A 24551-nucleotide genomic window follows, 5' to 3' on the forward strand; every position below is an offset into this window, starting at 1 on the left:
AGACCGAAAAACAATTGCTTTTCGGTCTCTCTCTTCTTTTGTCAGCGGTACTTGGATCTGCAAATGCTGTACTGAAACGCGTAACTTTCTTAGCGTGCTTTATTTTCCGTTTTCTGAGACGACCCCATGAAGGACGGAAAAGCCATTATCCTTGCGACTTCGCGCACGGCGCAAATTGCCCCTGGATCACCCATGACGTACGAACAACACCTGGACGAAGTCACCACCCTCATCTTTGAACGCTTCGGCCTCAGCGAAGACGCAGCCATCAAGCTGGTCATGCGCGCCCAGGCCGACGGCTATTTCAGCGGGCATGACGACGATCCCTCCATCTGCACCCAGCTGCGCGCCGAGCAGGACGCCAAGCGCGTGTTCAAGCAATACAGCAAGCCCGTCGCCGCCGCCGAACCGGCCAAGCGCCGCCCCGGCCCGCCCCGTCGCTGATCCCGCCCGGGGGCCAAGCCGGTGAGGCCAGTCGTGAGACGCCTTCTGTGGATGGCCCTGTGCGCTGCCACCGCGGCCTGCGCCGGGCCGATTCCAGGCACCGCCGGCCCGCGTCAGGTGATCATCGGTTTCGCTGAAACCACCGACTCCGCCGCCCCCGCCACCCTGACGAGCCTCGCGCACACCAGCCAGGTGGCGGTGAGCTTCGTGGCCGCGATCTCGCCCCGCAGCGCGGCCTACCGGCTTGACTGCCCGCCCGCCGACCCTGCCTGCGAAAAGGCCATCGCGGCCCTTCGGGCGCACCCCGGCGTCCGCTACCTGGAACCCGACCGGATAAAGGATTCCCGATGAAAGCCACGCTCCCCCTGGGCGCAGCCCTCCTCGCCCTCGCCGCCCTGAACGCCGTGCCGGCCAAGGCAGCCGAAACGCCCGAAGCCCGCGTGATCGTCAAGCTGAAGAGCGCCTCGCCCCTCAAGCAGATCCAGGCCGCCGGACGCGTCCAGACCCTCGGCCAGCGCATCGGCATCGCCGCCCAGCTGATCAACCAGCCCACGCCCGACACCCAGGTGATGCGCGCCAGCGGCATCAGCTCCGAAGCCCTCGCCGCCCGGCTGGCCCAGGAATCCGACGTGGCCTACGCGGTGCCCGACCGCATCAAGACCATCCGCGCCCTCCCCAACGACCCCCTGCTCAGCCACCAGTGGTATCTGCAGGCCGCCAGCAGCACCCAGCCCGCCGCCACCGGTGCCCAGAACGCCTGGAACCTGACCCCGGGCTCGGCCAGCGTGGTGGTGGCCGTGGTGGATACCGGCGTGCGCTTCGACCACGAAGACCTCGTCGCCAAGCTCCTGCCCGGCTACGACTTCATCGCCAACGATCTGCTCTCCGGCGACAGCGACACCGGCCGCGACGCCGACGCCAACGATCCCGGCGATTACCTCTCATCGGCCGATCTGGCCAACACCGCGCTGCGCACCCTGTGCAGCAACCCCGCCAGCACCCACGGCAGCTCGTGGCACGGCACCCAGGTGGCCGGCATCGTCGGCGCCGAAACCAACAACAGCCGCGGCATCGCCGGCATCGGCGGCGCCACCCGCATCCTGCCGGTGCGGGCCCTGGGCAAGTGCGGCGGCTACGACTCGGACATCATCGCCGGCATGCGCTGGGCCGCCGGCCTGTCGGTTTCCGGCGCGCCCGCCAATCCCAACCCCGCCAAGGTCATCAACCTGAGCCTCGCCGGCAGCGGCAGTTGCAGCGCAGCTTACGCCGACGCCATCGCCGAGATCCGCGCCGCCGGCGTGCTGATCGTCGCCGCGGCGGGCAACGAGACCGGCGCCGTCGAAGAACCCGCCAACTGCGCCGGCGTGCTCGCCGTTGCCGGCATCCGCCATGCCGGCACCAAGGTCGGCTACTCCAGCTACGGCAGCCAGGTCGGCATCAGCGCTCCGGCCGGCAACTGCGTGAACGTGGGCACCGGCCAGCCGTGCCTGTATCCCTTCATCAACACCATCAACCTCGGCACCACCGTTCCCACCAGCAACGGCTACACCGGGATCAATGCCGTGACCATCGGTACCAGCTTTGCCGTGCCGCTGGTGTCCGGCTCCGCCGCTCTGATGCTGGCCGCCAACCCGGCCCTCGGCGAAGCCGAACTGGCCCGCCGCATCAAACTCACGTCCAATCCCTTCCCGACCGACAGCAGCCTCCCCGCCTGCCCCACCGTCACCACCGACGGCCAGTGCAACTGCACCACCGCCACCTGCGGCACCGGCATGTTGAATACCGCCGCGGCCGTCGCCGCCGCCCTCGACGGCAACGCGCTCAATCCCACCGTGGTCATCAGCCTGCCCGATTCGCCGGTCAAGAACACCAGCCTCAGCCTGAGCTCCGGCAGCAGCAGCGCCGCGGCGGGCGCAAGCCTGGTGAGCTGGCACTGGGTCCAGCTCGCCGGGCCGGCTACCGGCAGCTTCGGCGCCGACACCCCCAGCACCACCTTCACCGCCCCCGTTGCCGGCGACTACATCCTGCGCCTGGCAATCACCGACAGCGCCGGGCGCACCGGCGTCCAGGACGTCACCCTCAGCGTGCTCGATGCCGCGCCCAGATCCAGCGGTGGCGGTGGAGGCGGCGCCCCTGACCTCACCAGCCTCGCTGGCCTTGCCACGCTGGCCCTGCTGGCCCACCGCCGCCGGCAGCATGCCCACCCGGCCCAGCCATGAAGCGACGCCCCGCCCTCCTCCAGCTCTCCCGCGAACACCACGCCGCCCTGGTGCTCGCCAAGCGCATCGCGTCAGCCGACAGCGCCGACGCCGTCGCCACGCAGATGCGCAGCACTGCCGACCTCTTCGCCCGCGAGTTGGAGCCCCACTTCCAGGCCGAAGAGACCGATCTCCTGCCCCGCCTGGTCGCTGCCGGCGAAACAGCGGTCGTCGAGCAGACCCTCGCCGAACATCGCCTGCTGCGCGATCTCGCCGCCCGCATCGCCAGCGGCGACACCGCCAGCCTCAAGCCCTTCGGCGTCGCCCTTCACGATCATGTCCGCTTCGAGGAACGGCAGCTCTTCGTCACCGCCGAAGCCACCCTCCCCGCCAGTTATCTCGACACCGCCGACTAAGCGGCCCCGCCTCGCGCCCCACCCCGAAAGGGCTTGCATGAAAGACTGTTTATTTATACAGTCAACCCATGCAAGCCGTCCAGCCTATCGCCTTCGCCGAACTCTACGCCCGGTCGTGCTTCAGCTTCCTCACGGGCGCATCCCACCCGGAAGAGCTGGTCGAGCAGGCTGTCGCCCACGGCTACGCGGCTCTGGCGATCACCGACGAATGCTCCATGGCCGGCATCGTGCGCGCCTGGTCTGCATGGAAGACGCTGCCCGAAGGCACCCTACACCTCATCATCGGCACCAGCCTCCACCTTGCCGACGGGCCTGAACTCGTCCTCCTCGCCACCGACCGGGCCGCCTACGGGCGGCTCTCCAGCCTCATCACCCGCGGCCGTCGTGCGGCCGACAAGGGCAGCTACCACCTCACCCGTGCCGATCTGAACAGCGGCCTCCCCGGCTGCCTCGCCCTGCTGGTACCGCCGGACGACACGTCGCCCGGCCCGGCCCTCGCCGACGACGCCCGCTGGCTGGCGGCGTGCTTTCCCGGCGATGCCTGGCTCGCCGCGCCACTCCTGCTCGGGCCGGATGATCGCGCGCGCAGGGCGTGGATCGCCGATGCCGCAGCCACCGCCGGCATCCCGGTCGCCGCCACCGGCGCCCCGCTGATGCACGACGCCAGCCGCCGGCGCCTGGCCGACGTGCTCACCGCCCTGCGCCACCGGGTCACCCTCGAGGAAGCCGGCTACCGCCTCGCCGCCAACGCCGAGCGGCGGCTCCAGCCCATAACCACCCTTGCCCCTCGCCATCCCCCCGAATGGCTGGCAGAAACCATCGCCATTGCCGGCCGGTGCAGCTTTTCCCCGTCTTCCCTGTGCTACGAATACCCCGAGGAGATCGTCCCGCCCGGCGCCACCCCCATCGCCCATCTGCGCGAACTGGTCCGCCAGGGGCTGGCGCGTCGCTACCCGGCGGGGCCCAACTGTGCCGATCAAGTTCCGCCCAAGGTCCGCGCCCAGGCCGAAGCCGAACTCGCCCTGATCGCCGAACTCCGCTACGAAGCCTTCTTCCTCACCGTCGAAGACATCGTCCGCTTCGCCCGCAGCCAGGGCATCCTTTGCCAGGGCCGCGGCTCGGCGGCCAACTCGGTGGTGTGCTACGCCCTCGGCGTCACCGAGGTCAATCCTGCCCAGGCAACGTTGCTCTTCGAGCGCTTCATCTCCCGGGAACGCAACGAGCCCCCCGACATCGACGTGGATTTCGAGCACGATCGGCGCGAGGAGGTCATCCAGTACATCTACCGCAAATACGGCCGCGACCGGGCCGCCCTCGCCGCCACGGTGATCCGCTACCGCCCCAAGAGCGCCCTGCGTGACGTGGGGCGGGTACTGGGCTTCGACCTGGGCCAGCTCGATCAGCTCTCCCGGCGCCTCGCCTGGTGGGACGGCCGTCAGGTGGCCCCCGAGCGCATCCTCGAAGCCGGGCTCGACCCCGCCAGCCCGCGGGTACAGCTGCTCCTCGATCTCGCCAACCAGCTCGTCGGCTTTCCCCGGCATCTCTCCCAGCATGTGGGTGGTTTCGTGATTTCCCGCGGGCCGCTGGCCGAACTCGTGCCGGTCGAAAACGCCGCGATGGCAGATCGCACAGTCATCCAGTGGGACAAGGACGACCTGGAAGCCCTCGGCTTGCTCAAGGTGGACGTGCTCGCCCTCGGCATGCTGTCGGCCATTCGCCGCAGCCTGGCGCTCATCGGCCAGTGGCTGGGCCGGCCCTTCGGCGTACCCGACATCCCCCGCGAAGTACCCGCCGTCTACGACATGCTGTGCGAAGCCGACGCGATGGGCGTGTTCCAGGTGGAATCCCGCGCCCAGATGAGCATGCTGCCCCGCCTGCGGCCTCGCCGTTATTACGATCTGGTGGTGGAAGTTGCCATCGTGCGCCCCGGCCCCATCCAAGGCGGCATGGTTCACCCCTACCTTGCAGCCCGCGACAAGATCGCCCGCCAGGAGGAAATCGACTACCCACGGCCCGAGATCAAGCCCGTGCTCGAACGCACCCACGGTGTGCCGATCTTTCAGGAGCAGGTGATGCAACTGGCCATGGTGGCCGCCGGCTTCACTGCCGGCGAAGCCGACCAGCTCCGACGGGCCATGGGCGCCTGGGGCCGCAAGGGCGATCTGCTGATCTACCAGGACAAGCTCACCGCCGGCATGCTGGCCCGCGGCTACAGCCGGGATTTTGCCGACGCCCTGTGCCGCCAGATCCAGGGTTTCGGCAGCTACGGCTTTCCGGAATCCCACGCCGCCAGCTTTGCGCTGCTGGTTTATGTGTCGGCCTGGATCAAGCGTTTTCATCCCGCCGCCTTCCTGTGCGGCCTGCTCAACAGTCAGCCAATGGGCTTCTACGGCCCTTCGCAACTCATCCAGGACGCCCGCCGGCATGGGGTGGAGATCCGTCCCGTCGATGTGCAGGCCAGCCACTGGGAATGCACCCTCGAACCCTCCGCCACCGACGCCGCCCAGCCCGCCGCCCGGCTCGGGCTGAGGCTGGTCAAAGGCTTCGGGCCGGACGCAGCCAGACGCATCGTCACCGCCAGGGCGGGCAGGCCTTTTGCCTCGGTGGACGAACTCGCCCGCCGGGCCCGGCTCGCCACGGCCGACCTGCGCACCCTCGCCTCCGCCGGCGCACTGGCAAGCCTGGCCGGTCACCGCCGCCAGGCCTGGTGGGCCGCCGCAGGCAGCCAGACCGCTCCCGGCGTACTCCACGAAGCCCCGATTCCCGACGCCCCGCCCGCCCTGCCACCACCCGCCGAAACCCACGACATCGTTGCCGATTACGCCCGGCTCGGCTTCAGCCTGGGTCGCCATCCTCTGTCCTTCCTGCGCGGCATGCTCAGCGCCGAGCGCTTCCTCAGCGCCGCCGAGATCGCCGACTGCCCCGACCGCAAGCTCGCCCGCTGCGCCGGCATCGTCACCTGCCGCCAGCGTCCAGGCACGGCCAAGGGCACGATGTTCGTCACCCTCGAAGACGAAACCGGCTGGGTCAATGTGATCGTCCGTCCCGAGCTCCTCGAAGCAGAGCGTCGCATCCTGCTGGGCGCCAGCCTGATCGGCATCTACGGCCAGATCGCCCGCCAGGGCAGCGTCGTACACCTCCACGCCAAGCGGGTTGTCGACCGCTCACCCATGCTCGGCCGCCTCACCACCCGCAGCCGCGACTTTCATTAAGCGACACACGTCACAATTCACACAACATAAGCCTGCCCACTACCATGCGTGATGCCTACAATCACGCCTGCCCGGATTCACCCGAATTCACACTTCAGCCGCCACGCCCATGCACCGCCAGGCTGAAGCGTTACCACCAACCCGGATACCAGCATGGTCTGGCTCGACAATTCGCGGATCATCGCCATCTTCGCGGTGGTCGTCCTGCACGCAGCCGTCAGTCCGGTGGTGGACACCCCCTTCGGCTCAACCGACTGGTGGGCCGGCAACCTGATCAACGCCTTCAGCCGCTGGTGCGTACCGGTCTTCGTGATGATCAGCGGCGCCCTGCTCCTTGCGCCCGGCAAGACCGAGGGCGCCGGCACTTTTTACCGCAAGCGCGCCGCCCGCGTCCTTGTGCCCCTGCTGTTCTGGTCGGCTTTCTATCTGCTGTGGGTGTTCATCAAGGGCAGCCTGAAGGGCAATCCGCCGGGCGCAGCCGCCCTGCTTCACCGCATCGCCATCGGCGAGCCCTACTACCACCTGTGGTTCCTCTACATGCTGGTGCCGCTGTATCTCGTAACGCCCCTCCTCTGCCAGATCGTTGCCCGGACAACGCGGAAGCAGCTGACGTGGCTTGTCGCGCTGGCCTTCGTCCTCGCGGCCCTCAATGCCATCGACGCCCGCCTCTCGCCCCGGAGCAGCACCTTCTTTCCCGCGTGGTTCCTGTCGTACGTGCCGTACTTCCTCCTCGGTCACCTGATCGCCACCGACACGCGAACCCCGTCCCCGGCCCTGCTGTGGAGCACCCTAGTGGCCTCGGGTCTCCTCACCGCCGTCGGCTGCCACGCGCTCGCCACCCGCGCCGGCCTCCAGACCGGGCTGTACTTCTACGACTACCTCAGCCTCACCGTCATTCCGATGGCGGCAAGCTGCCTCTATCTGCTCAAGTCCCGCAGCCGGCCCCTCGCCGGCAGGCACACGCGCCAGCTATCCGGCCTGACGATGGGCGTCTATCTGATTCACCCCCTCGCGATTGAAGTGCTGCAGCGCATCGGTTTCGGCCCGCTGGATTACAACCCGGCGGTGGCCATCCCTGCGGTGGCGGCTTTGGCCTTCCTCGCCGCCCTTGCCACCTCCGTCGCGATCAGCCGCCTGCCCTACCTGCGGCGGACAATCTGATCCATTCCGCAGAAGAACAGGCATCTTCATGCATCGCTTCCGTGATCCGGCAGCCCGCTGATCATTCCCATCCGGGCACTGGAGGCCGCGTGCAGGAAACGTAAAGTTTGTTCATGCCGGCGCCATCCCTGCTCTAAACTCCCGTCCGTGACCCCGCTGCACCTCCTGACCGTCCTTCAACTGCTCATCATCGGCAACCTGCTGGCGATGGCGATGGTGCTCGCCTACGAAAAACGGGCAAGCAGCCGGGGGCCGGTAAGGCTGTTCATCCTGAGCAAGCTGCTGCAGGCCACAGGCTGGACCCTGATCTGCCTGCGCGGAACCATCCCGCTCGTGCTTTCCGCCCACGTCGGCAACCCGCTGATCATCGCCGGCTTCGCACTGGAAGTCGGGGTGCTGGTGATCCCTTGGCGAATCCGCACGCCGGTCAATGCGCTGCTTGCCATTCAGGTGCTGGCGGGCTGCCTTCTGCTATGGGCGCTCGGCACAACCCCCGGCGCCCTGGTGACCATCTCGGGCTCGGTCGTCGCCACCATCTACGCAACCGGCGGGATCACGCTGCTCCGCGACCGGAGCACCTCGCGGGTCCAGAAACTCACCGGCATCCTGTTTCTGATCTTTGTCCCCGTCATGCTGCTGCGGGTTGCCCATTCGGCAAGCACCGGTGCCGGGCTACTCAACACGACTCATGTCCAGTCGATCACCTTCGTCGTCCAGTTCAGCTTTCTGCTGATCGGCACACTCGCCTTCCTGCTCCTGATGAAGGAAGCCGACGACCAGCTGCTGAACAAGAGCGAGGCACGCGAACGCGAACGCCTGCTGCTCCAGAGCCAGTTCATGGACATGCTGACCCACGAACTTCGCGCCGCGCTCTCCGTCGTCAGCATGTCCGGCAGCTCCCTCCGCCATCAGCTGACCAGCCAGCCGCCCGAAGTGCTCCGGCGCCTCGACTCCATCCAGATGGCGAGCGATGCGATGCGCGGGGTGATCGAACGCTGCATCCAGCTTGCTCGCCTGGACCGGGACGACCAACCCGTCCTTTGCGAAGACTGCACACTCTCCGAGGTGATCGACGCGATCAGGCCACGCCTCAAGAGCGGCGCAGACCGCCTCGACATCGCGATTCCCGCCGAGAGCCGGATGTGGGCCGACCGTCAACTGGTCACGATCATGCTCGAAAACCTGCTCGACAACGCCCTGAAGTATTCACTGCCGGGTTCCCGCATCCAGGTTGAAGCCCAGACCACCGCCGACGACGCCGGCCATCCCCAGACCACCCTCCAAATCCGCAACCTCGCCAACACCGCCGGCCTGCCCGACCCCGAACAGGTGTTCCTTCGCTACTATCGCGGCCCCGAAGCCCACATGCACACGGGCACCGGCCTCGGCCTGTATCTCGTCCGCACCCTCGCCCGCGTCCAGGATGGCGACGTCGGCTACCGGGTCGTCGGGGACGCCACCGTCGAATTCAGCCTCCGCCTTCCCGCCACGCCATGACTCACGAAATCATCATCGTCGAGGACTACGGCATCCTGCGGGAAGAGCTCACCTACTTCCTCAACCTTCACGGCTACCAGACCAGCGGCGTGAATTGCGGGCTCGCCCTGGACGACTGGCTGATGGATCGCGGCCGGCCACCCGACATCGCCATCATCGACCTCAACCTACCCGGCGAGGACGGCCTATCCATCTCGCGCCGGCTCCGGCAGGCCTATCCGCGCATGGGGCTGATCATCCTCACCGGACGAAAACTGCCCGCCGACCGGATCAGCGGCTACGACTCCGGTGCCGACATCTACCTCAGCAAACCCATCTCCGGCGAAGAACTGGTCGCCGCGCTCCGCAGCCTCCAGCGCCGGCTGCATCCCGAGCCCAAGCTGGTCTGGCGCCTCGCCAGGCAATCCTGCACGATCACCAGCCCCCGCGGCACATGCAGCATCCTCTTGCCCCTTGAAAGCGCCATCCTCTGCGCCCTGGCCGCCAGCATCGCCCGGACCGTCGACTCCAGCCAGCTCATGCTGCTGTGCAACGACAAGGCCGCCGAACTCGAAAAAAATTACCTCGAAGTCGCCATCAGCCGTCTGCGACGCAAACTGGCGCCCCTCCAGCCCGATCTCGACTTCCCGCTGATCCGGGCCATCCGCGGAAAAGGCTACCAGCTCCTCATTCCCCTCGAGATCCACTGATCACCCGGGGCTCAAGCGCCCGCGACCACCGCCCTCCGCGCCTCAAGGCAGCCCGCAAGGTTTTGACAGGAATAACCATGCGAGCCGCGTAGGATAAAAGCCTACATCCATGAGACACGAATCCCCACCGGCTCAAGCAGACGGGCTCGGGTAACCGGGGTACGCACATGACCACCTGGGAAGACGACTTAGGCATTGGCTATCCCGCACTCGACTCCCAACACAGGCAACTGATCCTTCTCGCCACCAGAGCCTGCCTGAAGATCGACTCCGACACCCGGCTGGCCGACGCCGACATCAAGCACCTGCTCCTTGATTTTGCCGCGTTCGTCGCCCACCACTTCTCCTGCGAAGAGCGCCTCCTGGCCCGACTGAACTATCCGGCACTGGAAAACCACGCCCGCAACCACGCGAAATTCACTGACAACCTCATTTCGTGCATCGCCCGGATCGACACCCAGTCCGTAACGTGCAGCGAGCTGTGCGTCCTCCTCGAAGACCGCCTGATCCATCACATCCTCGTCGAGGATGCAGCCCTCCGGCCCTTCCTGAGCGCGCTTCCCGACTGGATGAAAACAGGCACATCCGACCCTCCCAGAGCGCCTTGCCCGACACATCTGGAAACGCCGGAGTTGACCTGGATCGGGACGCCCCGGTCGGCGAACCAAGGCCACGGTGAACGAAAAATCGCCAGTCAATGAGACTGGCGATTTTTTTGACTCCTGCAATCAGATACTGCAGGCCAACAATGCTCCCATCAGCAACGACCTGTTCGTACCCAAGTGGACAACAAAAAAGCCCTTGATTGCTCAAGGGCTTCTTCGTAGTTTGTGGCGGAGAGTGAGGGATTCGAACCCTCGATGCAAGTTTTAGCTCGCATGCTCCCTTAGCAGGGGAGTGCCTTCGACCTCTCGGCCAACTCTCCGCAACAGCCCGCCATTATAGGTAAGAGCGGACTGCCTGTCAAATCAAGAAGTGGCCTGATCGAGGCCGAATGCGCGATGCAGCACGCGAACGGCCAGCTCGAGGTACTTCTCGTCGATGGCGACGGAAATCTTGATTTCGGAGGTGGAGATCATCTGAAGATTGATGCCCTCTTCCGCCAGGGTACGGAACATGCGCGATGCAACGCCCGGGTGGGAGCGCATGCCGACGCCGACGATGGACACCTTGGCCATCGTGCGGTCGCCCTTGATCTCGCGGGCGCCGATGTGGGTCTGCACGCCTTCGAGGATCTTCATCGCCTTGTCGTAGTCGGGGCGATTCACCGTGAAGGAGAAGTCGGTGGTGCCATCGTGGCCGACGTTCTGGATGATCATGTCCACATCGACGTTGGCATCCGCCACCGGGCCGAGGATCTGATAGGCGATACCCGGCTTGTCGGGAACGCCCAGCACGGTGATCTTGGCTTCGTCACGGTTGAAAGCAATGCCGGAGATGATCGGCTGTTCCATGTTCTTGTCTTCCTCAACGGTAATCAGGGTGCCCTCGCCTTCCTCCTGGAACGAGGAGAGAACCCGCAGCTTGACTTTGTACTTGCCGGCAAATTCCACCGAGCGGATCTGCAGCACCTTGGAACCGAGGCTGGCCATTTCCAGCATCTCTTCGAAGGTGATGGTGTCCAGCTTGCGTGCTTCCGGCACGACGCGGGGATCGGTGGTGTAGACACCATCCACGTCGGTGTAGATCTGGCACTCGTCGGCCTGGATCGCGGCGGCAAGCGCCACACCGGTGGTGTCGGAACCGCCACGACCAAGCGTGGTGATGTTCCCGACCTCATCGACACCCTGGAATCCGGCCACGACCACCACGGCGCCCGCATCGAGATCGCAGCGGATGTTGTCGCCGTCGATATCCAGAATGCGTGCCTTGGTGAACGAACTATCGGTTAGGATACGCACCTGGCCGCCGGTGTAACTGCGGGCCTTGATGCCGATTTCTTCGAGGGCCATGCACAGCAGACCAATCGTGACCTGCTCGCCGGTGGAGATCACCACGTCGAGTTCACGGGGGCTGGGGTTAGCGCTGACTTCCTTGGCCAGTGCGATCAGACGGTTGGTCTCGCCGCTCATCGCGGACAGGACGATCACCATCTTGTGCCCCTGGGCATGGAACTTCGCGACCCGCTTGGCCACGTTCTTGATCCGTTCGGGGTTGCCGACGGAAGTGCCGCCATATTTCTGAACTATGAGCGCCATCTTGACTTCTAAGAAGATGAGGATGTGGAAAGCGCGTGATCTTAGCGGATAACGCGAACTCTTGCAGCTTTGACGCAGTGCCGGCTACTACCCGGGGGCGGGTGTGCATCTCGTCACAAAGAATTCGTGTGGTAAACCCTAACCCATCCAAATATACCGTTGTATGTGTTGCGAGTAGTGATCTATACTTTCCGACATATAACGAAAGTTATAGCAGACAACAGCAAAACCGTTGTTAATAACGAACAGAGTCAAACCCTTGAGGAACAAAGAGATGAAAACCACCGAAAAAGTTGATGTCCGTGAAATCCGCCGCAAGCTGGGCATGAACCAGTCCCAGTTCTGGTCCAAGATCGGCGTGACCCAGAGTGGCGGTTCGCGCTATGAAAGCGGCCGCAACATCCCCCGTCCGGTTCAGGCGCTGCTCCGTCTGGTGCACATCGAACAGGTCGATATCACCAAGATCAAGAAGGACGACGTCGAAGTGGTCGAGTACCTGAAGGCCACCAACCCCGAGCTCTTCAAGACCCTGAAGAAGGAAGCCCGTGCCAAGCGCAAGGAACGCGTTTCGCACTGAGCAGCCGGCGTAGCAGTACTCAAGGGCTGACCGTCACGGTCAGCCCTTCCCCTCGCAGCCTGTCACGTATCTGGCTGGCGATCGCATCAAGCTCCTCCGGCGTGAGGCGCTGCAGATGCACGGCCTCCGGCTGATACGACGGTCGCGCGACGCCGTACAGCAGCACGCCCTTCAGCCCCGCTGACGGGTCGTTTTTGCGCGCCTGCTGCAGGGCGTATTCCAGCATCGCCAGGTAGTTTCCGATCTGATCCTGCGATGGCCGAGCGCCATCCCAGGCGAACACGCACGTCTGTACCCATGTCGGGCACAACGACATGCACAGCGCCAGCCGCCGGGCATGGGTCCGCGGGTCCACATCAATCCCGTTGATGCGCTGGATGTCGTCCGCCGTCCCGGCATCGAACTTGAACCACACCTCGCCCCCCGCCAACGCCAGCCGCTTCAGCGCCGCCTGCACATAGGGCCGGTCAATCAGGCTTCCATTGGAGATGAGCCGCACCGGCACCGCCGCGAGGCCGGCCTCGTCCCGAGCCGCGATCACCCGTTCGACGATTTCGTCGAACGCCTTGCTGCTGGTGGGCTCGCCGTTGCCCGAGAAGGCGATGTCACGGATCACCCGCGCATCTGGCGGCACGTGCTCTTCCATGAAACGCCCGCTGCACAGCTCCGCCAGAAACCCGCGCAGTTCTGCCTCCAGCAGCGCCACGTCGATCTCGGGCGCCGCACCGCGGACCAGCCCGGGCACCTGACAGTAGGCGCAGTGCCAGTTGCAGGCATTGTTGGGATTGAGGTTGATGCCCACCGACACGCCGCCCGCCCGGCGCGACACCACCGGATACACGTAGGTCAGACTGCTGAAACTGCGGTTGTGATCGGTGACCGTGAGCATCTGCCCGGGGGTTTTCATGGTGCTGTCCAGCTGTAAAAACGAGGTGCGTATAATACGGGACCTTTTTTCCTACCCGGAGCCTTGCGCCCGGAGCATCCATGCAGATCACGCGCCGCCTTGAATTCGACGCCGGCCACCGGATTCCCGATCACGCCAGCCAGTGCCGCCACCTCCACGGGCACCGCTACGCGCTGGAGATCACCCTGTCCGGTGACATCATCCGCGCCGACGGCCTGCCGGCCAACGGCATGGTGGTGGATTTCGGCGACGTGAAGGCCATCGCCAAACAGCACGTGGTGGACGTGTGGGATCACGCCTTCCTCGCCTACCGGGGCGACACCGCGGTGGTGAACTTCCTCCAGGCCATCCCCGGCCATAAAACCGTGCTCCTCGACGTGGTGCCCACCGCCGAGAACCTCGCCGTCGCCGCCTTCCGCATCCTCGACCCGCTCTACACCGGCGTGTACCAGAACCACGTCCGCCTCGAGCAGGTCCGCATCTACGAAACACCCAACTGCTGGGCCGACGCCCACCGCAGCGACCTGGGCTGACGCTCAGGCGATCTTCAGGGCCAGCTTCCCCACGCATTCCACGCCCGCCTCGATCGCATCGCCCGACACCACCGGGCCGACGCCTTCGGGCGTGCCGGTAAAGATCAGATCACCCGGCTCCAGCCGGAAGAGCGTGGAAAGCCGCGCGACGATCTCCGCCACAGACCAGATCATGTCCGCCAGATCACCCCGCTGGCGGGGCTGGCCGTTCACCGTCAGCCAGATCGCCCCGGCCTGCGGATGGCCGCAATCCGCCACCGGCACCAGCGGCGCGATGGGTGCCGAGCGGTCGAAGGCCTTGGCGGCCTCCCAAGGATGGCCCTTCTACTTGAGCGCCGTCTGCAGGTCGCGGCGGGTCATGTCGAGCCCCATCGTATAACCCCAGATGTGCGCCAGCGCCACCTCCACCGGGATGTCGGCACCGCCCTGGCCGATGGCCACCACCAGCTCCACCTCGTAGTGGAAATCCTTCGTAACGGCCGGATACGGCAGCACCACCGGCTCGCCCGGCGGCACCGGCACCACCGCATCGGCCGGCTTGCAGAAGAAGAACGGCGCCTCGCGGGTCGGGTCGGCGCCCATCTCGCGGGCGTGGGCGGAATAGTTGCGCCCCACGCAGTAGATCCGCCGAACAGGAAAGGCCGCATCGCTGCCCGCCACCGGCACCGATGCCTGCGCGGGCGGTGCAATCACGAAATCCGTCATCGTCAAAATCTCCAAAACCCGCATCATGCGCACCCGCCGCCCGGCTGGCAAACCCCGGCGCGGTAACCGGCTACCACCCGCCCCGGCCGGCGGCCGGCCACACTTTCTCCGCGGTTCCCCATCCACCCGAACGGAGCAAGACATGGCCAAGAAAATCCTGATGATCTGCGGCGACTTCTGCGAAGACTACGAAACCATGGTGCCCTTCCAGGCGCTCCAGGCCGTCGGCCACACGGTCGATGCCGTCTGCCCCGACAAGAAGGCCGGCGACACCATCGCCACCGCCATCCACGATTTCGAGGGCGACCAGACCTACACCGAAAAGCGCGGCCACAACTTCACCCTCAACGCCACCTTCGCCGACATCGACCCGGCAGACTACGACGCCCTGGTGATCCCCGGCGGCCGCGGCCCCGAATACCTGCGCATGTACCCGGAAGTGATCGCCGCGGTGCGCCACTTCTTCACCGCCGACAAACCGGTGGCCGCCATCTGCCACGGTGCCCAGCTCCTCGCTGGCGCCCGCGTGCTCGAGGGCCGCACCTGTTCCGCCTACCCGGCCTGCCGGGCCGAGGTCGAGCTTGCCGGCGGCACCTACGCCAACATCCCGGTGGATCAAGCCGTCACCGATGGCAACCTTGTCACCGCCCCGGCATGGCCTGCCCATCCGGCGTGGATCGCCCAGTTCCTGGCAGTGCTCGGCACCCGCATCAGCTGATATCTGCCCATCGGCACAAAAATCCCCGCCAGCTCTTACAATAAGCTGACGGGGTTTTCCCGCTTTCCTGAGCCCGAACGATGTGCCAGATCTTCATCAACGCCGACCCTGAGCTCTACGCCACCCGCAGCCGCTCGATCCGCCTGCATGGCGTCGCCACCAGTCTGCGCCTCGAGAACCTGTTCTGGCAGGTGCTCGGCGAAATCGGCGAGCGCGACGGCCTCAGCGTGCCCCAGCTCCTCGGGCGGCTCTACGACGAGCTCACCATCAGCGGCCGGCACGACGAAAGCACGAACTTCACGTCCTTCCTGCGTGTCTCCTGCCTGCGCTACCTGCAGTTGCAACTGGCCGGCCGCATCCCCGCCGACCCCCGCGTGCCGATCCGCGACCTCGACCCCGCCTGGGTCCTGGCCGCCGAACGCCGCCCCTCCGCCTGAAGGCCCCCCCCAATGATCGACCTGTACTACTGGACCACCCCCAACGGCCACAAGATCACCCTCTTCCTCGAAGAGACCGGCCTGCCCTACACGCTCCACCCCATCAACATCGGCAAGGGTGAGCAGTTCCAGCCGGATTTCCTGCGGCTCGCCCCCAACAACCGCATCCCCGCCATCGTCGACAACGCCCCGGCCGACGGCGGCGAGCCCGTCTCGATCTTCGAATCCGGCGCGATCCTGCTCTACCTTGCGGAAAAGACCGGCCAGTTTCTCTCCACCGATCTGCGCCAGCGCGTCGACACCCTTCAGTGGCTGTTCTGGCAGATGGCCGGCCTTGGCCCCATGGCCGGGCAGAACCACCACTTCACCCAGTACGCCCCCGAGCAGGTGCCCTACGCCATCGACCGCTACGTGAAGGAGACCGCCCGCCTCTACGCCGTGCTCGACCGCCGCCTCGCCGACCGCGCCTTCATCACCGGCGACGACTACACCATCGCCGACATGGCCTGCTATCCGTGGATCGTGCCCCACGAACGCCAGCGCCAGAACCTCGACGACTTCCCCAACATCGGGCGCTGGTTCAACGCAATCCAGCAGCGGCCGGCCACCGTGCGTGCCTATGAAATCGCAGAGCGCATCAACCCCAGCCAGCCGCCCATGAGCGACGAAGCGAAGAAAGTGTTGTTCGGACAGGACGCCAGCACCGTCTCCGGGCGCTGACTTTCCTCAAGCAACAGGACGGCGGGGCGCGCTTACGGTAAAATTGAGTGTTTTGCTGAAGCCGCCTTAACGCCCCGGGCCCAAGACCGCTTCACCCTCCACCCGGCCCGCGCCCCCCGCTCCCATGATTGCTCCCATCGAACGCTTCGATCAGCTCGACCTCCAGGCGCCGATTCTGGCCGCCCTCGCCGAGATCGGCTACGAAACCCCCTCGCCCATCCAGGCCGCCTGTATTCCGCACCTCCTCGCCGGCCACGACATCCTCGGCGAAGCCCAGACCGGCACCGGCAAGACCGCCGCCTTCGCCCTCCCGGCGCTTGATCGCGTCGACCTTGCCCAGCGCAATCCGCAGGTGCTCGTCCTCGCCCCCACCCGCGAGCTCGCCATCCAGGTCGCCGAAGCCTTCCAGCGCTACGCCAGCAAGATGCCCGGCTTCCACGTGCTGCCGATCTACGGCGGCCAGAGCATGGTCGTCCAGCTGCGCCAGCTCCAGCGCGGCGCCCACGTGATCGTCGGCACGCCTGGTCGGGTCATGGACCACCTCGAGCGCAAGAGCCTCAACCTCGACAACCTGACCACCCTGGTCCTCGACGAAGCCGACGAAATGCTGCGCATGGGCTTCATCGACGACGTGGAATGGATTCTCGAGCACACCCCCACCGCCCGCCAGACGGCCCTGTTCTCGGCCACCATGCCGGACGCCATCCGCCGCGTCGCCCACCGCTACCTGCGCGACCCGAAGGAAATCAAGATCAAGGCCGCCACGGCCACCGTCTCCACCATCCGCCAGCGCTTCCTGCAGATCGCCGGCCCGCACAAGCTCGACGCGCTCACCCGCATCCTCGAGGTCGAGGACGACTTCGACGCCGCCATCGTCTTCGTGCGCACCAAGACCGCCACCGTCGAACTGGCCGAGAAGCTCGAAGCCCGCGGCTACGCGGCCGCCTGCCTCAACGGCGACATGACCCAGCAGCTGCGTGAGCGGGTCATCGAACAGCTCAAGAACGAAACCCTCGACATCGTCGTCGCCACCGACGTGGCCGCCCGCGGCATCGACGTGCCCCGCGTCAGCCACGTCATCAACTACGACATCCCCTACGACACCGAAGCCTACGTCCACCGCATCGGCCGCACCGGCCGCGCCGGGCGCTCCGGCAACGCGATCCTGTTCGTCGCCCCGCGCGAGAACCACCTGCTGCGCCAGATCGAACGCGCCACCAAGCAGCCGATCGAGCTCCTCAAGCTGCCCAGCCGCGAAGCCGTCGCCGACAAGCGCGTCGCCGCCTTCCGCCAGCAGGTGAGCGAAGTCCTCGAATCCGAAGACCTGAGCTTCTTCCTCGACGTCATCGCCGGCATCGAAGAAAAACAGGACGTGGACGTTCACGAAATCGCCGCAGCGCTGGCCTTCCTCGCCCAGAAGGATCGCCCGCTGCAGATGCAGGACACCGGCAAGCCCGACATCGCCCAGATCGCCGCCGGCAAGACCGACCGCCCGGTCCGCGAGCCGCGCGAGAACCGCGGCGAGATCCTCGAGCGCCGCCGCGACTACGCCGAAGGCCGCCTCGCCCGCTACCGCATCGACGTGGGTCGCGAGCACATGGCCAGCCCCAAGGATATCGTCGGCGCGATCGCCAACGAGGCCGGCATCGAAAGCCGCTTCATCGGCCAGATCAACCTGTTCGAGGACTACAGCACCGTCGAGCTGCCCGCCGATCTGTCCAACGACGTCGTCCAGATCCTGCGTCGCGCCCGCGTGCGCCAGCAGCCGCTCAACCTGCGCCTCGCCAGCCCCGAAGAGGCCAGCCGTGAACGCGGCCGCCCCGCCGGCCGCGGCGCTCCGCCGAAGAAGCCGTTCCGCAAGGACGGCCCTCCGGGCGGCTTCAGTGGCGGTTTCAAGGGCCCCAAAAAGCCCAAGTTCTGACAAGGATCAGAAGCTCCGCCTCAATACGGTGCGTAGATGAGGCGGGGCTCTGTTAAAATCCGGTTACAGTCATACTCCTGCAACAATCAAACTATGTTCGGACGCCTGCTGCCCCAAGAGGGCCGTTTTTTTGAACTTTTCAACAGCCACGCCGAGCAGATCGTTCTTGGCGCCCAGGCGCTGGTCGCCCTGATGGACGATCTCGGTGGTGCCGAAAAGCACATCGCAGCCATCGAAGAAATCGAACAGATCGCCGACAAGATCACCCACGAGACCGTCGCCCAGGCTCACAAGAGCTTCATCACCCCCCTCGACCGCGACGAGATCCACAGCCTCATCAACGCCATGGACGACATCCTCGACACGGTCCAGGACGTCGCCGAGTGCACCACGCTCTACCACATCCAGCGCATCACCCCGGAAGCGCAGCAGCTGGCCAACGTCAGCCTGTCCTGTTGCACCCGCGTCAAGATCGTGGTCGGCCTCATCTCCAACATGGACAACGCCAGCGCCGTGCTGCAGACGTGCCAGGAGATCGACCGCCTCGAGACCGACGCCGACCGCATCATGCGCGGCGCCATGTCCAAGCTCTTCCGTGACGAGCGCGACGCGCTGCAGGTCATGAAACTCAAAGCCATCTACGAACAACTCGAATCGATCACCGATCGCTGCGAGGACGTCGCCAAGATCGTCGAAGGCATCGTGCTGGAAAACGCCTGAGCATCGCCATGGAACCCGTACAGATCGGTTTCTGGGTCATTGCCGGCCTGGTCGTCGTTGCGCTCGTCTTTGACTTCATGAACGGCTTTCACGACGCGGCGAATGCCATCGCCACCGTCGTGTCCACCGGGGTGCTCAAGCCCCACCAGGCTGTTGCCTGGGCCGCCTTCTTCAACTTCATTGCCCTGTTCATCTTCCAGCTGAAGGTGGCCAGCACCGTCGGCAAGGGCATCATCGACCCCACCATCGTCGACCACCACCTCATCTTTGGCGCGCTCCTCGGCGCCATCGCCTGGAACGTCGTCACCTGGTACTACGGCATCCCGTCCAGTTCGTCCCACGCCCTCATCGGCGGCATCGTCGGCGCGGCCATCGCCAAGGCCGGCACCGAACCGCTGATCGGCGCCGGCATCGCCAAGACAGTCTCCTTCATCATCATTTCGCCGCTGCTCGGCTACATCCTCGGCTCGCTCATCCTCGTGATCGTCGCCTGGATCTGCCGGAATAAAACCCAGCGACGGGTCGACAAGTGGTTCCGTCGGCTCCAGCTCGTCTCGGCTGCGCTGTACAGCCTCGGCCACGGCGGCAACGATGCCCAGAAGACGGTCGGGATCATCTGGATGCTGCTGCTTGCCGCGGGCGTCACCGCCCAAGGTGACCCGGTTCCGTCGTGGGTCGTCGTGCTGTGCTACATGGCCATCGGCCTCGGCACCCTGTTCGGCGGCTGGCGGATCGTCAAGACGATGGGCCAGCGCATCACCAAGCTCAAGCCGGTCGGCGGCTTCTGCGCCGAAACCGGCGGTGCGATCACGCTGTTCCTGGCCACCGCGCTGGGCATCCCGGTGTCCACCACCCACACCATCACCGGCGCCATCGTCGGTGTCGGTTCGGTGCGCCGGACGGCCGCCGTCCGCTGGGGTGTCGCCGGCAGCATCGTCTGGGCGTGGGTCCTCACCATCCCCTGCTCGGCCCTGATCGCCGCTGGCGGCTACTGGATCGGTCGCACCCTGTTCTGACCTGACAACCGGCTTGACGCGCCGGATCGGAAACCCGATCCTCTCGCATCAAGCCGGTTTTTCATTGAACAACGCCCCATGGCCACCCCCACCCTCAAGCAACAGAAAACCTTTGCCCTCGTCCGCATCATCGGCGGCTTCGCCGCGGCGATGGTGCTCGGCTACTCCTTCATCGCCAACGTGATCGCCGGCCAGCCAATGGAAGGCGCGGTGCTGCTGACCGGCATCATGGCCCTCGTCGGCCTGGGCTACTCGGCCTTCTACACCCGCAGCCTGAGCCGCATCGCCGAGGCGGAAAAAACCGCCGGCGGATCTTGATCCGCAGCGCCTCCAGCCTGGCGGCCAGCGCCCTGGCGGTTGGCGCGCTGCTGCTCGGCGGCTGCGCGAGCACTGGGCCGGTGGAATCCCGACCGTCCCCGAAGCTTCCTCCGGCAAGCGGCAGCACGCCTCCCCTGCCCCAGACGATTCCGGCCCCTCAGCCCGAAGCGCCGAAACCGATTCTCACGCAGCCAGCTCCGGGACTCCCCCCCACCATTCAGCCCGCACCGCGTCCTGCCGCGCCGGTCGTGCTCGGTGAGCGGGAAGGCCGCGCCCTCGTCGCCGGCTTCCTGCCGCCCTACGTCAAGGACCGGGACGGCTGGGCCACCGACATCCACACCGCCTTCAGCAGCCTGCGCCTGCCGCTCACGCCGGACAACATCTGCGCCGCGGTTGCCGTCATCGAGCAGGAATCCACCTTCCAGGCAGACCCGGTGGTACCCGGCCTGTCCCAGATCGTCTGGAAGGAAATCGACACCCGGCGCGAAAAGATCCATCTTCCCCGCCTGCTGGTGGACGCCGCCCTCCTCAAGAGCAGTCCCGACGGCCGCAGCTACAAGGCGCGCATCGACAGCCTGCGCACCGAGAAGCAGATGAATGCGCTGTTCGAGGACATGATCTCGGAGCTGCCCAATGGCAGATCCCTGCTGGGCGGCTACAACCCGGTGCGTACCGGCGGCCCGATGCAGGTCAGCATCGCGTTTGCCGAGGAGCAGGTGCGCGAGAAGGCCTACCCCTATCCGCGCCGTGACTCCGTGCGCACCGAAGTCTTCACCCGCCGTGGCGGCGTGTACTTCGGCATCGCGATCCTGCTCGACTACCCGGCGCCCTACAGCAAGATCCTCTACCGCTTTGCTGACTTCAACGCCGGTCGCTTCAGCAGTCGCAACGCGGCCTTCCAGTCGGCGGTCGCCCGCCTGTCCGGCCAGGCGCTGGCCCTCGATGGCGACCTGCTGCGCTACAAGGACGGCGCGCCCGCTGCCGAACCCAGCGCGACGCTTTCGGCCCTCGCCACCATCAACGGGCGCCTGGGCCTGTCCCGGGATGCACTGATCCGCGACCTGCGCCTCGAAAAAACCCCCGCTTTCGCCCAGACCGCGCTCTATGCCAGGGTCTTCGCCCTCGCCGATGCGGCGGCCGGTGCGCCCATGCCCCGCGAGGCCATGCCGCAGATCGACCTGAAGAGCCCCAAGATCCAGCGCAAGCTCACCACCGCCTGGTTCGCCGAGCGCGTGGACGGCCGTCACCGAACCTGTCTCGGACGCGACCGCTCGGCCCTGCCCTAGGCCGGCAGCCCCGCGAATTTCCTTGATCCAGGCCAGATTCCGGGCCACTCCCACGCTATACAATCGAGTACAAATCGCGGCTTCAAGCCGTGGTTTAATGCTGCGCTATAACGATGACCATGGGAGATAAACAGATGACCGTCCAGGCGCAATACGCCGCCAAGCGCGTAACTCCGGCCGAAGCCATCCGCAATGTTCATAACGGCGACACCATCGTCGTGCCGACTGCGGTAGCCGAACCCCCCGCGCTCCTTACCGCCCTTTCCGAACACCGCCGCGACTTCCGCGACGTGAAGGTGTCGCAGATCCTCGCCGTGCGCAAGTTCGGCTACCTGGATCCGACCACCGCCGAAAACGTGCGCCACGTGGCGTACTTCTTCAGTGGCGCGACCCGCCCCGGTTTCAAGGAAGGCGTGGGTGATTTCTACCCGAGCTACTTCTCCGAGATGCCGCAGCTCATCGATCGTGGCCTGATGCCTGCCGAGGTGGTGTTCACCCAGGTGTCCCCGATGGACGAGCACGGTTATTTCTCCCTGGGCCTGGCCCCCGACTACACGATGGCCGCCATCCGCAAGGCCCGCGCCGTCATCGTCGAAGTCAACCCGAACGTTCCGTTCGCCTTCGGCAACTGCCACATCCACATCTCCCAGGTCACCGCCCTGGTCGAGAACGATGAGCCGGTGCTCGAAGTGGGCCTGCCCACCATCGGGCCCGTCCAGGAAGCCATCGGCAAGTACGTCGCCGACATGATCGAGGACGGCTCGACCCTGCAGATCGGCTACGGCGGCATTCCCGACGCCGTGGTGATGCAGCTCACCCACAAGCACGATCTGGGCATCCACACCGAGATGGTCGGCGACGGCATCCTCACGCTGCTCGAAGCCGGCGCGGTCACCAACCGCCGCAAGAACTTCATGCCGGGCAAGATGGTCGCGACCTTCGCCCTCGGCTCCAAGAAGCTCTACAAGTTCCTCGACCGCAACCCGATGGTCGAGATGCACCCGGTGGACTTCACCAACGACCCGTACATCGCTGGTCAGAACGACAACCTGATGTGCATCAACGCCACCCTGGAGATCGATTTCCTCGGCCAGTGCGGCTCCGAGAGCCTGGGCCCGCTGCCCTACTCCGGCACCGGTGGTCAGTCGGACTTCGTGCGTTCGGCCAACCGCTCCAAGGGCGGCAAGGCCTTCATCGTGCTGCCGTCCACCGCCAAGGATGGCACGATCTCGCGCATCGTCCCGACCCTCACCCCGGGCACCCACGTGTCGACCAGCAAGAACGACATCAACTACGTGGTGACCGAGTACGGCGTGGCCCAGCTGCGCGGCAAGACCGCCAAGCAGCGCACCAAGGAGCTCATCAGCATCGCCCACCCGGATTTCCGCGGGCAGCTGACCGAAGCCGCCAAGAAGATGCATCTGCTGTAAGCCGCAGCCGGCAGCCCGGCGCTGCCGATTGCACGCTTCAACAAAAAGCCCCGGTCACCCGGGGCTTTTTGCATATTGCGTCGGGAAGGCCGGCGCGTTCAGGGAATCTCGGATTCCAGCTGGAAGCCGGCACCGTCGTCGATGCCCAGCACCTTCACCAGATAAGGCATCACCTTCTTCAGCACCGGCGGCAGGGTCCACGGCGGATTGACGATGAAGAGGCCGCTGCCGTGCATCCCGAAACCATCTTCGGCGGGCTTCTGAACGTCCAGGCTCACGTGCAGCCAGCTGGTGATCGGCAGGCGCTTGAGCTTCTCGGGGAGCTCCCGCGAGGCCATGCTGTGGAGCTTGGGATACCAGATGATGTAGGTGCCGGTCGGGAAGCGGCGCAGGCTCTCCTTCATCATCGTCAGCACGGTGCGATAGTCGGTCTTCACCTCGTACGGCGGGTCGATCAGCACCAGCCCGCGGCGCGACGGCGGCGGCAGGAAGGCGTTGATGCCGGTGAAGCCATCCTGCTCCAGCACCATCGTCTGATTGCCCGCGTTCTCGAAGGTCTTGGCGAGCAGACGGCTGTCGGCCGGATGCAGTTCGAACAGGCGCATCTTGTCGTCCGGGCGCATCAGCGGCGCCGCGCAGCAGGGCGAGCCCGGATACAGGCGGAGCTTGCCGCCAGGGTTGAGGTCGCGCACCACGCGCAGGTATTCCTTCAGCTCGGACGGCACGTCCTTGCGGCCGAGCAGGCGGCCTACGCCCTCTTCGTATTCGGCGTTCTTGCGGGCAAAGGCCTCGTCCAGCGCATAGCAGCCGGCGCCGGCGTGGGTGTCGATGTAAAAGTAAGGCTTGTCCTTCTGGTTGAAGTATTCCAGCACCTGGACGAGGACGAAGTGCTTGAGCACATCGGCGTGGTTGCCGGCGTGGAAGGCGTGGCGGTAACTCAGCATGGCGGTTGCACCCGGGCAAGCGGGCGGCAAGGGTCGATAGATCAGGGGCGCGATGCTAACACCTCGGCCGGTGGCACGCCTCCCCGGCGTTCAATCGGGCGCGTCGTACTTCCGGCGCGACCCCCGGAAGCGCTCGACCGGATACTTGGCTTCGTTCTTGGCGAGCTTGGCCCGGGTGGCCGCATCCAGGTCGATCCCGGCCCGGTCGGCAATGAGCAGCAGGTAGAGCAGCACGTCGGCGCATTCGTCCTCCAGGGCCTCGCGGGCGTGGAGATCGGCAGGGATCGCCGCAATCTCGTCGTCGGTCTTCCACTGGGTCAGCTCCAGCAGCTCGCCGGCCTCGAGGTTGAGCGACACGATGAGGTTGCGCAGGGAATGGAACTGCGACCAGTCCCGCGCGTCCCGAAAGGCCGTCACCAGCCCTGCAAGGCTGTCGAGATCACCGGCCATCGCCCTGCCCCGTTCCGAGACCACCTGAAGCGTTCACAAACATCCAGACTCCTT

The 24551-nt window shown here is 65.9% G+C and carries 24 protein-coding genes, 1 tRNA gene and 1 pseudogene; 20 read left to right on the forward strand and 6 right to left on the reverse strand.

The genetic code is table 11. From position 1 onward, the window contains the following. The first annotated feature begins 192 nt into the window (after positions 1-192). From GH681_RS20785 to GH681_RS20825, 9 genes are all read left to right on the forward strand, one after another. The gene (locus tag GH681_RS20785; protein ID WP_153163459.1) at positions 193-444 is read left to right on the forward strand and encodes a hypothetical protein; all 252 of its coding nucleotides are present in this window, start codon (positions 193-195) and stop codon (positions 442-444) included. Between the two features lie 33 nt (positions 445-477). Continuing rightward, a complete protein-coding gene (locus GH681_RS20790) occupies positions 478-795 on the forward strand; it encodes a hypothetical protein (protein ID WP_153163460.1) in 318 nt (105 codons plus the stop codon). After that, positions 792-2663, forward strand: coding sequence for a S8 family peptidase (locus tag GH681_RS20795; protein ID WP_153163461.1), 1872 nt, complete (start codon positions 792-794; stop codon positions 2661-2663). The genes GH681_RS20790 and GH681_RS20795 overlap by 4 nt, the downstream gene beginning before the upstream one ends. Beyond that, positions 2660-3058 (forward strand): hemerythrin domain-containing protein, encoded by a 399-nt coding sequence (locus GH681_RS20800; protein WP_153163462.1) that lies wholly within the window; start codon positions 2660-2662, stop codon positions 3056-3058. Before GH681_RS20795 ends, GH681_RS20800 begins: the two co-directional genes overlap by 4 nt. Before the next feature lie 68 nt (positions 3059-3126). After that, entirely contained in the window at positions 3127-6270 is a 3144-nt protein-coding gene (locus GH681_RS20805; RefSeq protein ID WP_153163463.1) for an error-prone DNA polymerase, read from the forward strand. Positions 6271-6423: 153 nt separating this feature from the next. Beyond that, positions 6424-7431, forward strand: coding sequence for an acyltransferase (locus GH681_RS20810; protein ID WP_153163464.1), 1008 nt, complete (start codon positions 6424-6426; stop codon positions 7429-7431). Between the two features lie 147 nt (positions 7432-7578). Further along, a complete protein-coding gene (locus tag GH681_RS20815; RefSeq protein WP_153163465.1) occupies positions 7579-8928 on the forward strand; it encodes a sensor histidine kinase KdpD in 1350 nt (449 codons plus the stop codon). Then, positions 8925-9617 (forward strand): response regulator transcription factor, encoded by a 693-nt coding sequence (locus tag GH681_RS20820; RefSeq protein WP_153163466.1) that lies wholly within the window; start codon positions 8925-8927, stop codon positions 9615-9617. The genes GH681_RS20815 and GH681_RS20820 overlap by 4 nt, the downstream gene beginning before the upstream one ends. Positions 9618-9784: 167 nt before the next feature. Next, on the forward strand, positions 9785-10318 hold the full coding sequence (locus GH681_RS20825) for a bacteriohemerythrin (protein ID WP_153163467.1): 534 nt from the start codon (positions 9785-9787) through the stop codon (positions 10316-10318). A 130-nt stretch (positions 10319-10448) separates the two neighbouring features. Here the strand turns inward: GH681_RS20825 and GH681_RS20830 are convergent. After that, positions 10449-10542, reverse strand: a tRNA-Ser gene (locus tag GH681_RS20830). Positions 10543-10585: 43 nt separating this feature from the next. Further along, on the reverse strand, positions 10586-11815 hold the full coding sequence (locus tag GH681_RS20835) for an aspartate kinase (protein WP_153163468.1): 1230 nt from the start codon (positions 11813-11815) through the stop codon (positions 10586-10588). Positions 11816-12089: 274 nt separating this feature from the next. Here GH681_RS20835 and GH681_RS20840 point away from each other — a divergent pair, with 274 nt between their 5' ends. Next, entirely contained in the window at positions 12090-12392 is a 303-nt protein-coding gene (locus GH681_RS20840; RefSeq protein ID WP_153163469.1) for a DNA-binding transcriptional regulator, read from the forward strand. A 19-nt stretch (positions 12393-12411) separates the two neighbouring features. On the opposite strand, the gene GH681_RS20845 is transcribed toward GH681_RS20840, so the two are convergent. Then, complete coding sequence (locus GH681_RS20845) at positions 12412-13299, reverse strand: radical SAM protein (RefSeq protein WP_153163470.1); 888 nt, start codon at positions 13297-13299, stop codon at positions 12412-12414. Positions 13300-13379: 80 nt separating this feature from the next. On the opposite strand from GH681_RS20845, the gene queD reads away from it, so the two are divergent. Then, positions 13380-13832, forward strand: coding sequence for a 6-carboxytetrahydropterin synthase QueD (queD, locus tag GH681_RS20850; protein ID WP_153163471.1), 453 nt, complete (start codon positions 13380-13382; stop codon positions 13830-13832). A gap of 3 nt (positions 13833-13835) precedes the next feature. Here queD and GH681_RS20855 read toward each other — a convergent pair. Continuing rightward, a pseudogene (locus tag GH681_RS20855) lies at positions 13836-14681 on the reverse strand (fumarylacetoacetate hydrolase family protein). Here GH681_RS20855 and GH681_RS20860 point away from each other — a divergent pair. From GH681_RS20860 to GH681_RS20900, 9 genes are all read left to right on the forward strand, one after another. Beyond that, the gene (locus tag GH681_RS20860) at positions 14680-15255 is read left to right on the forward strand and encodes a DJ-1/PfpI family protein (protein WP_153163472.1); all 576 of its coding nucleotides are present in this window, start codon (positions 14680-14682) and stop codon (positions 15253-15255) included. The pseudogene GH681_RS20855 and the gene GH681_RS20860 sit on opposite strands and share 2 nt — an antisense overlap. Positions 15256-15335: 80 nt before the next feature. Then, positions 15336-15692 (forward strand): ribbon-helix-helix domain-containing protein, encoded by a 357-nt coding sequence (locus tag GH681_RS20865; RefSeq protein WP_153163473.1) that lies wholly within the window; start codon positions 15336-15338, stop codon positions 15690-15692. 12 nt (positions 15693-15704) lie between these two features. Continuing rightward, positions 15705-16412, forward strand: a complete 708-nt coding sequence (locus GH681_RS20870) for a glutathione binding-like protein (protein WP_153163474.1) — start codon at positions 15705-15707, stop codon at positions 16410-16412. A gap of 124 nt (positions 16413-16536) precedes the next feature. Further along, positions 16537-18333 (forward strand): DEAD/DEAH box helicase, encoded by a 1797-nt coding sequence (locus GH681_RS20875; RefSeq protein ID WP_153163475.1) that lies wholly within the window; start codon positions 16537-16539, stop codon positions 18331-18333. Between the two features lie 93 nt (positions 18334-18426). Then, positions 18427-19053 (forward strand): DUF47 domain-containing protein, encoded by a 627-nt coding sequence (locus GH681_RS20880; RefSeq protein ID WP_153163476.1) that lies wholly within the window; start codon positions 18427-18429, stop codon positions 19051-19053. A gap of 8 nt (positions 19054-19061) precedes the next feature. Continuing rightward, positions 19062-20069, forward strand: a complete 1008-nt coding sequence (locus tag GH681_RS20885; RefSeq protein WP_153163477.1) for an inorganic phosphate transporter — start codon at positions 19062-19064, stop codon at positions 20067-20069. A 78-nt stretch (positions 20070-20147) separates the two neighbouring features. Further along, positions 20148-20387 carry a hypothetical protein gene (locus GH681_RS20890; RefSeq protein WP_153163478.1) on the forward strand — a complete coding sequence of 80 codons (240 nt, stop codon included), beginning with the start codon at positions 20148-20150 and terminating at the stop codon, positions 20385-20387. Then, entirely contained in the window at positions 20384-21673 is a 1290-nt protein-coding gene (locus GH681_RS20895; RefSeq protein WP_228112011.1) for a DUF1615 domain-containing protein, read from the forward strand. Before GH681_RS20890 ends, GH681_RS20895 begins: the two co-directional genes overlap by 4 nt. 134 nt (positions 21674-21807) lie before the next feature. Further along, positions 21808-23103, forward strand: coding sequence for an acetyl-CoA hydrolase/transferase family protein (locus GH681_RS20900; protein WP_153163479.1), 1296 nt, complete (start codon positions 21808-21810; stop codon positions 23101-23103). A 98-nt stretch (positions 23104-23201) separates the two neighbouring features. Here the strand turns inward: GH681_RS20900 and GH681_RS20905 are convergent, their stop codons facing one another. Then, entirely contained in the window at positions 23202-24047 is an 846-nt protein-coding gene (locus tag GH681_RS20905; protein ID WP_153163480.1) for a 23S rRNA (adenine(2030)-N(6))-methyltransferase RlmJ, read from the reverse strand. 90 nt (positions 24048-24137) lie between these two features. Next, complete coding sequence (locus GH681_RS20910; protein ID WP_153163481.1) at positions 24138-24497, reverse strand: nucleotide pyrophosphohydrolase; 360 nt, start codon at positions 24495-24497, stop codon at positions 24138-24140. Between the last annotated feature and the right edge of the window lie 54 nt (positions 24498-24551).

This window comes from Zoogloea sp. 1C4 (genome assembly GCF_009469605.1).
Lineage (GTDB): Bacteria > Pseudomonadota > Gammaproteobacteria > Burkholderiales > Rhodocyclaceae > Zoogloea > Zoogloea oryzae.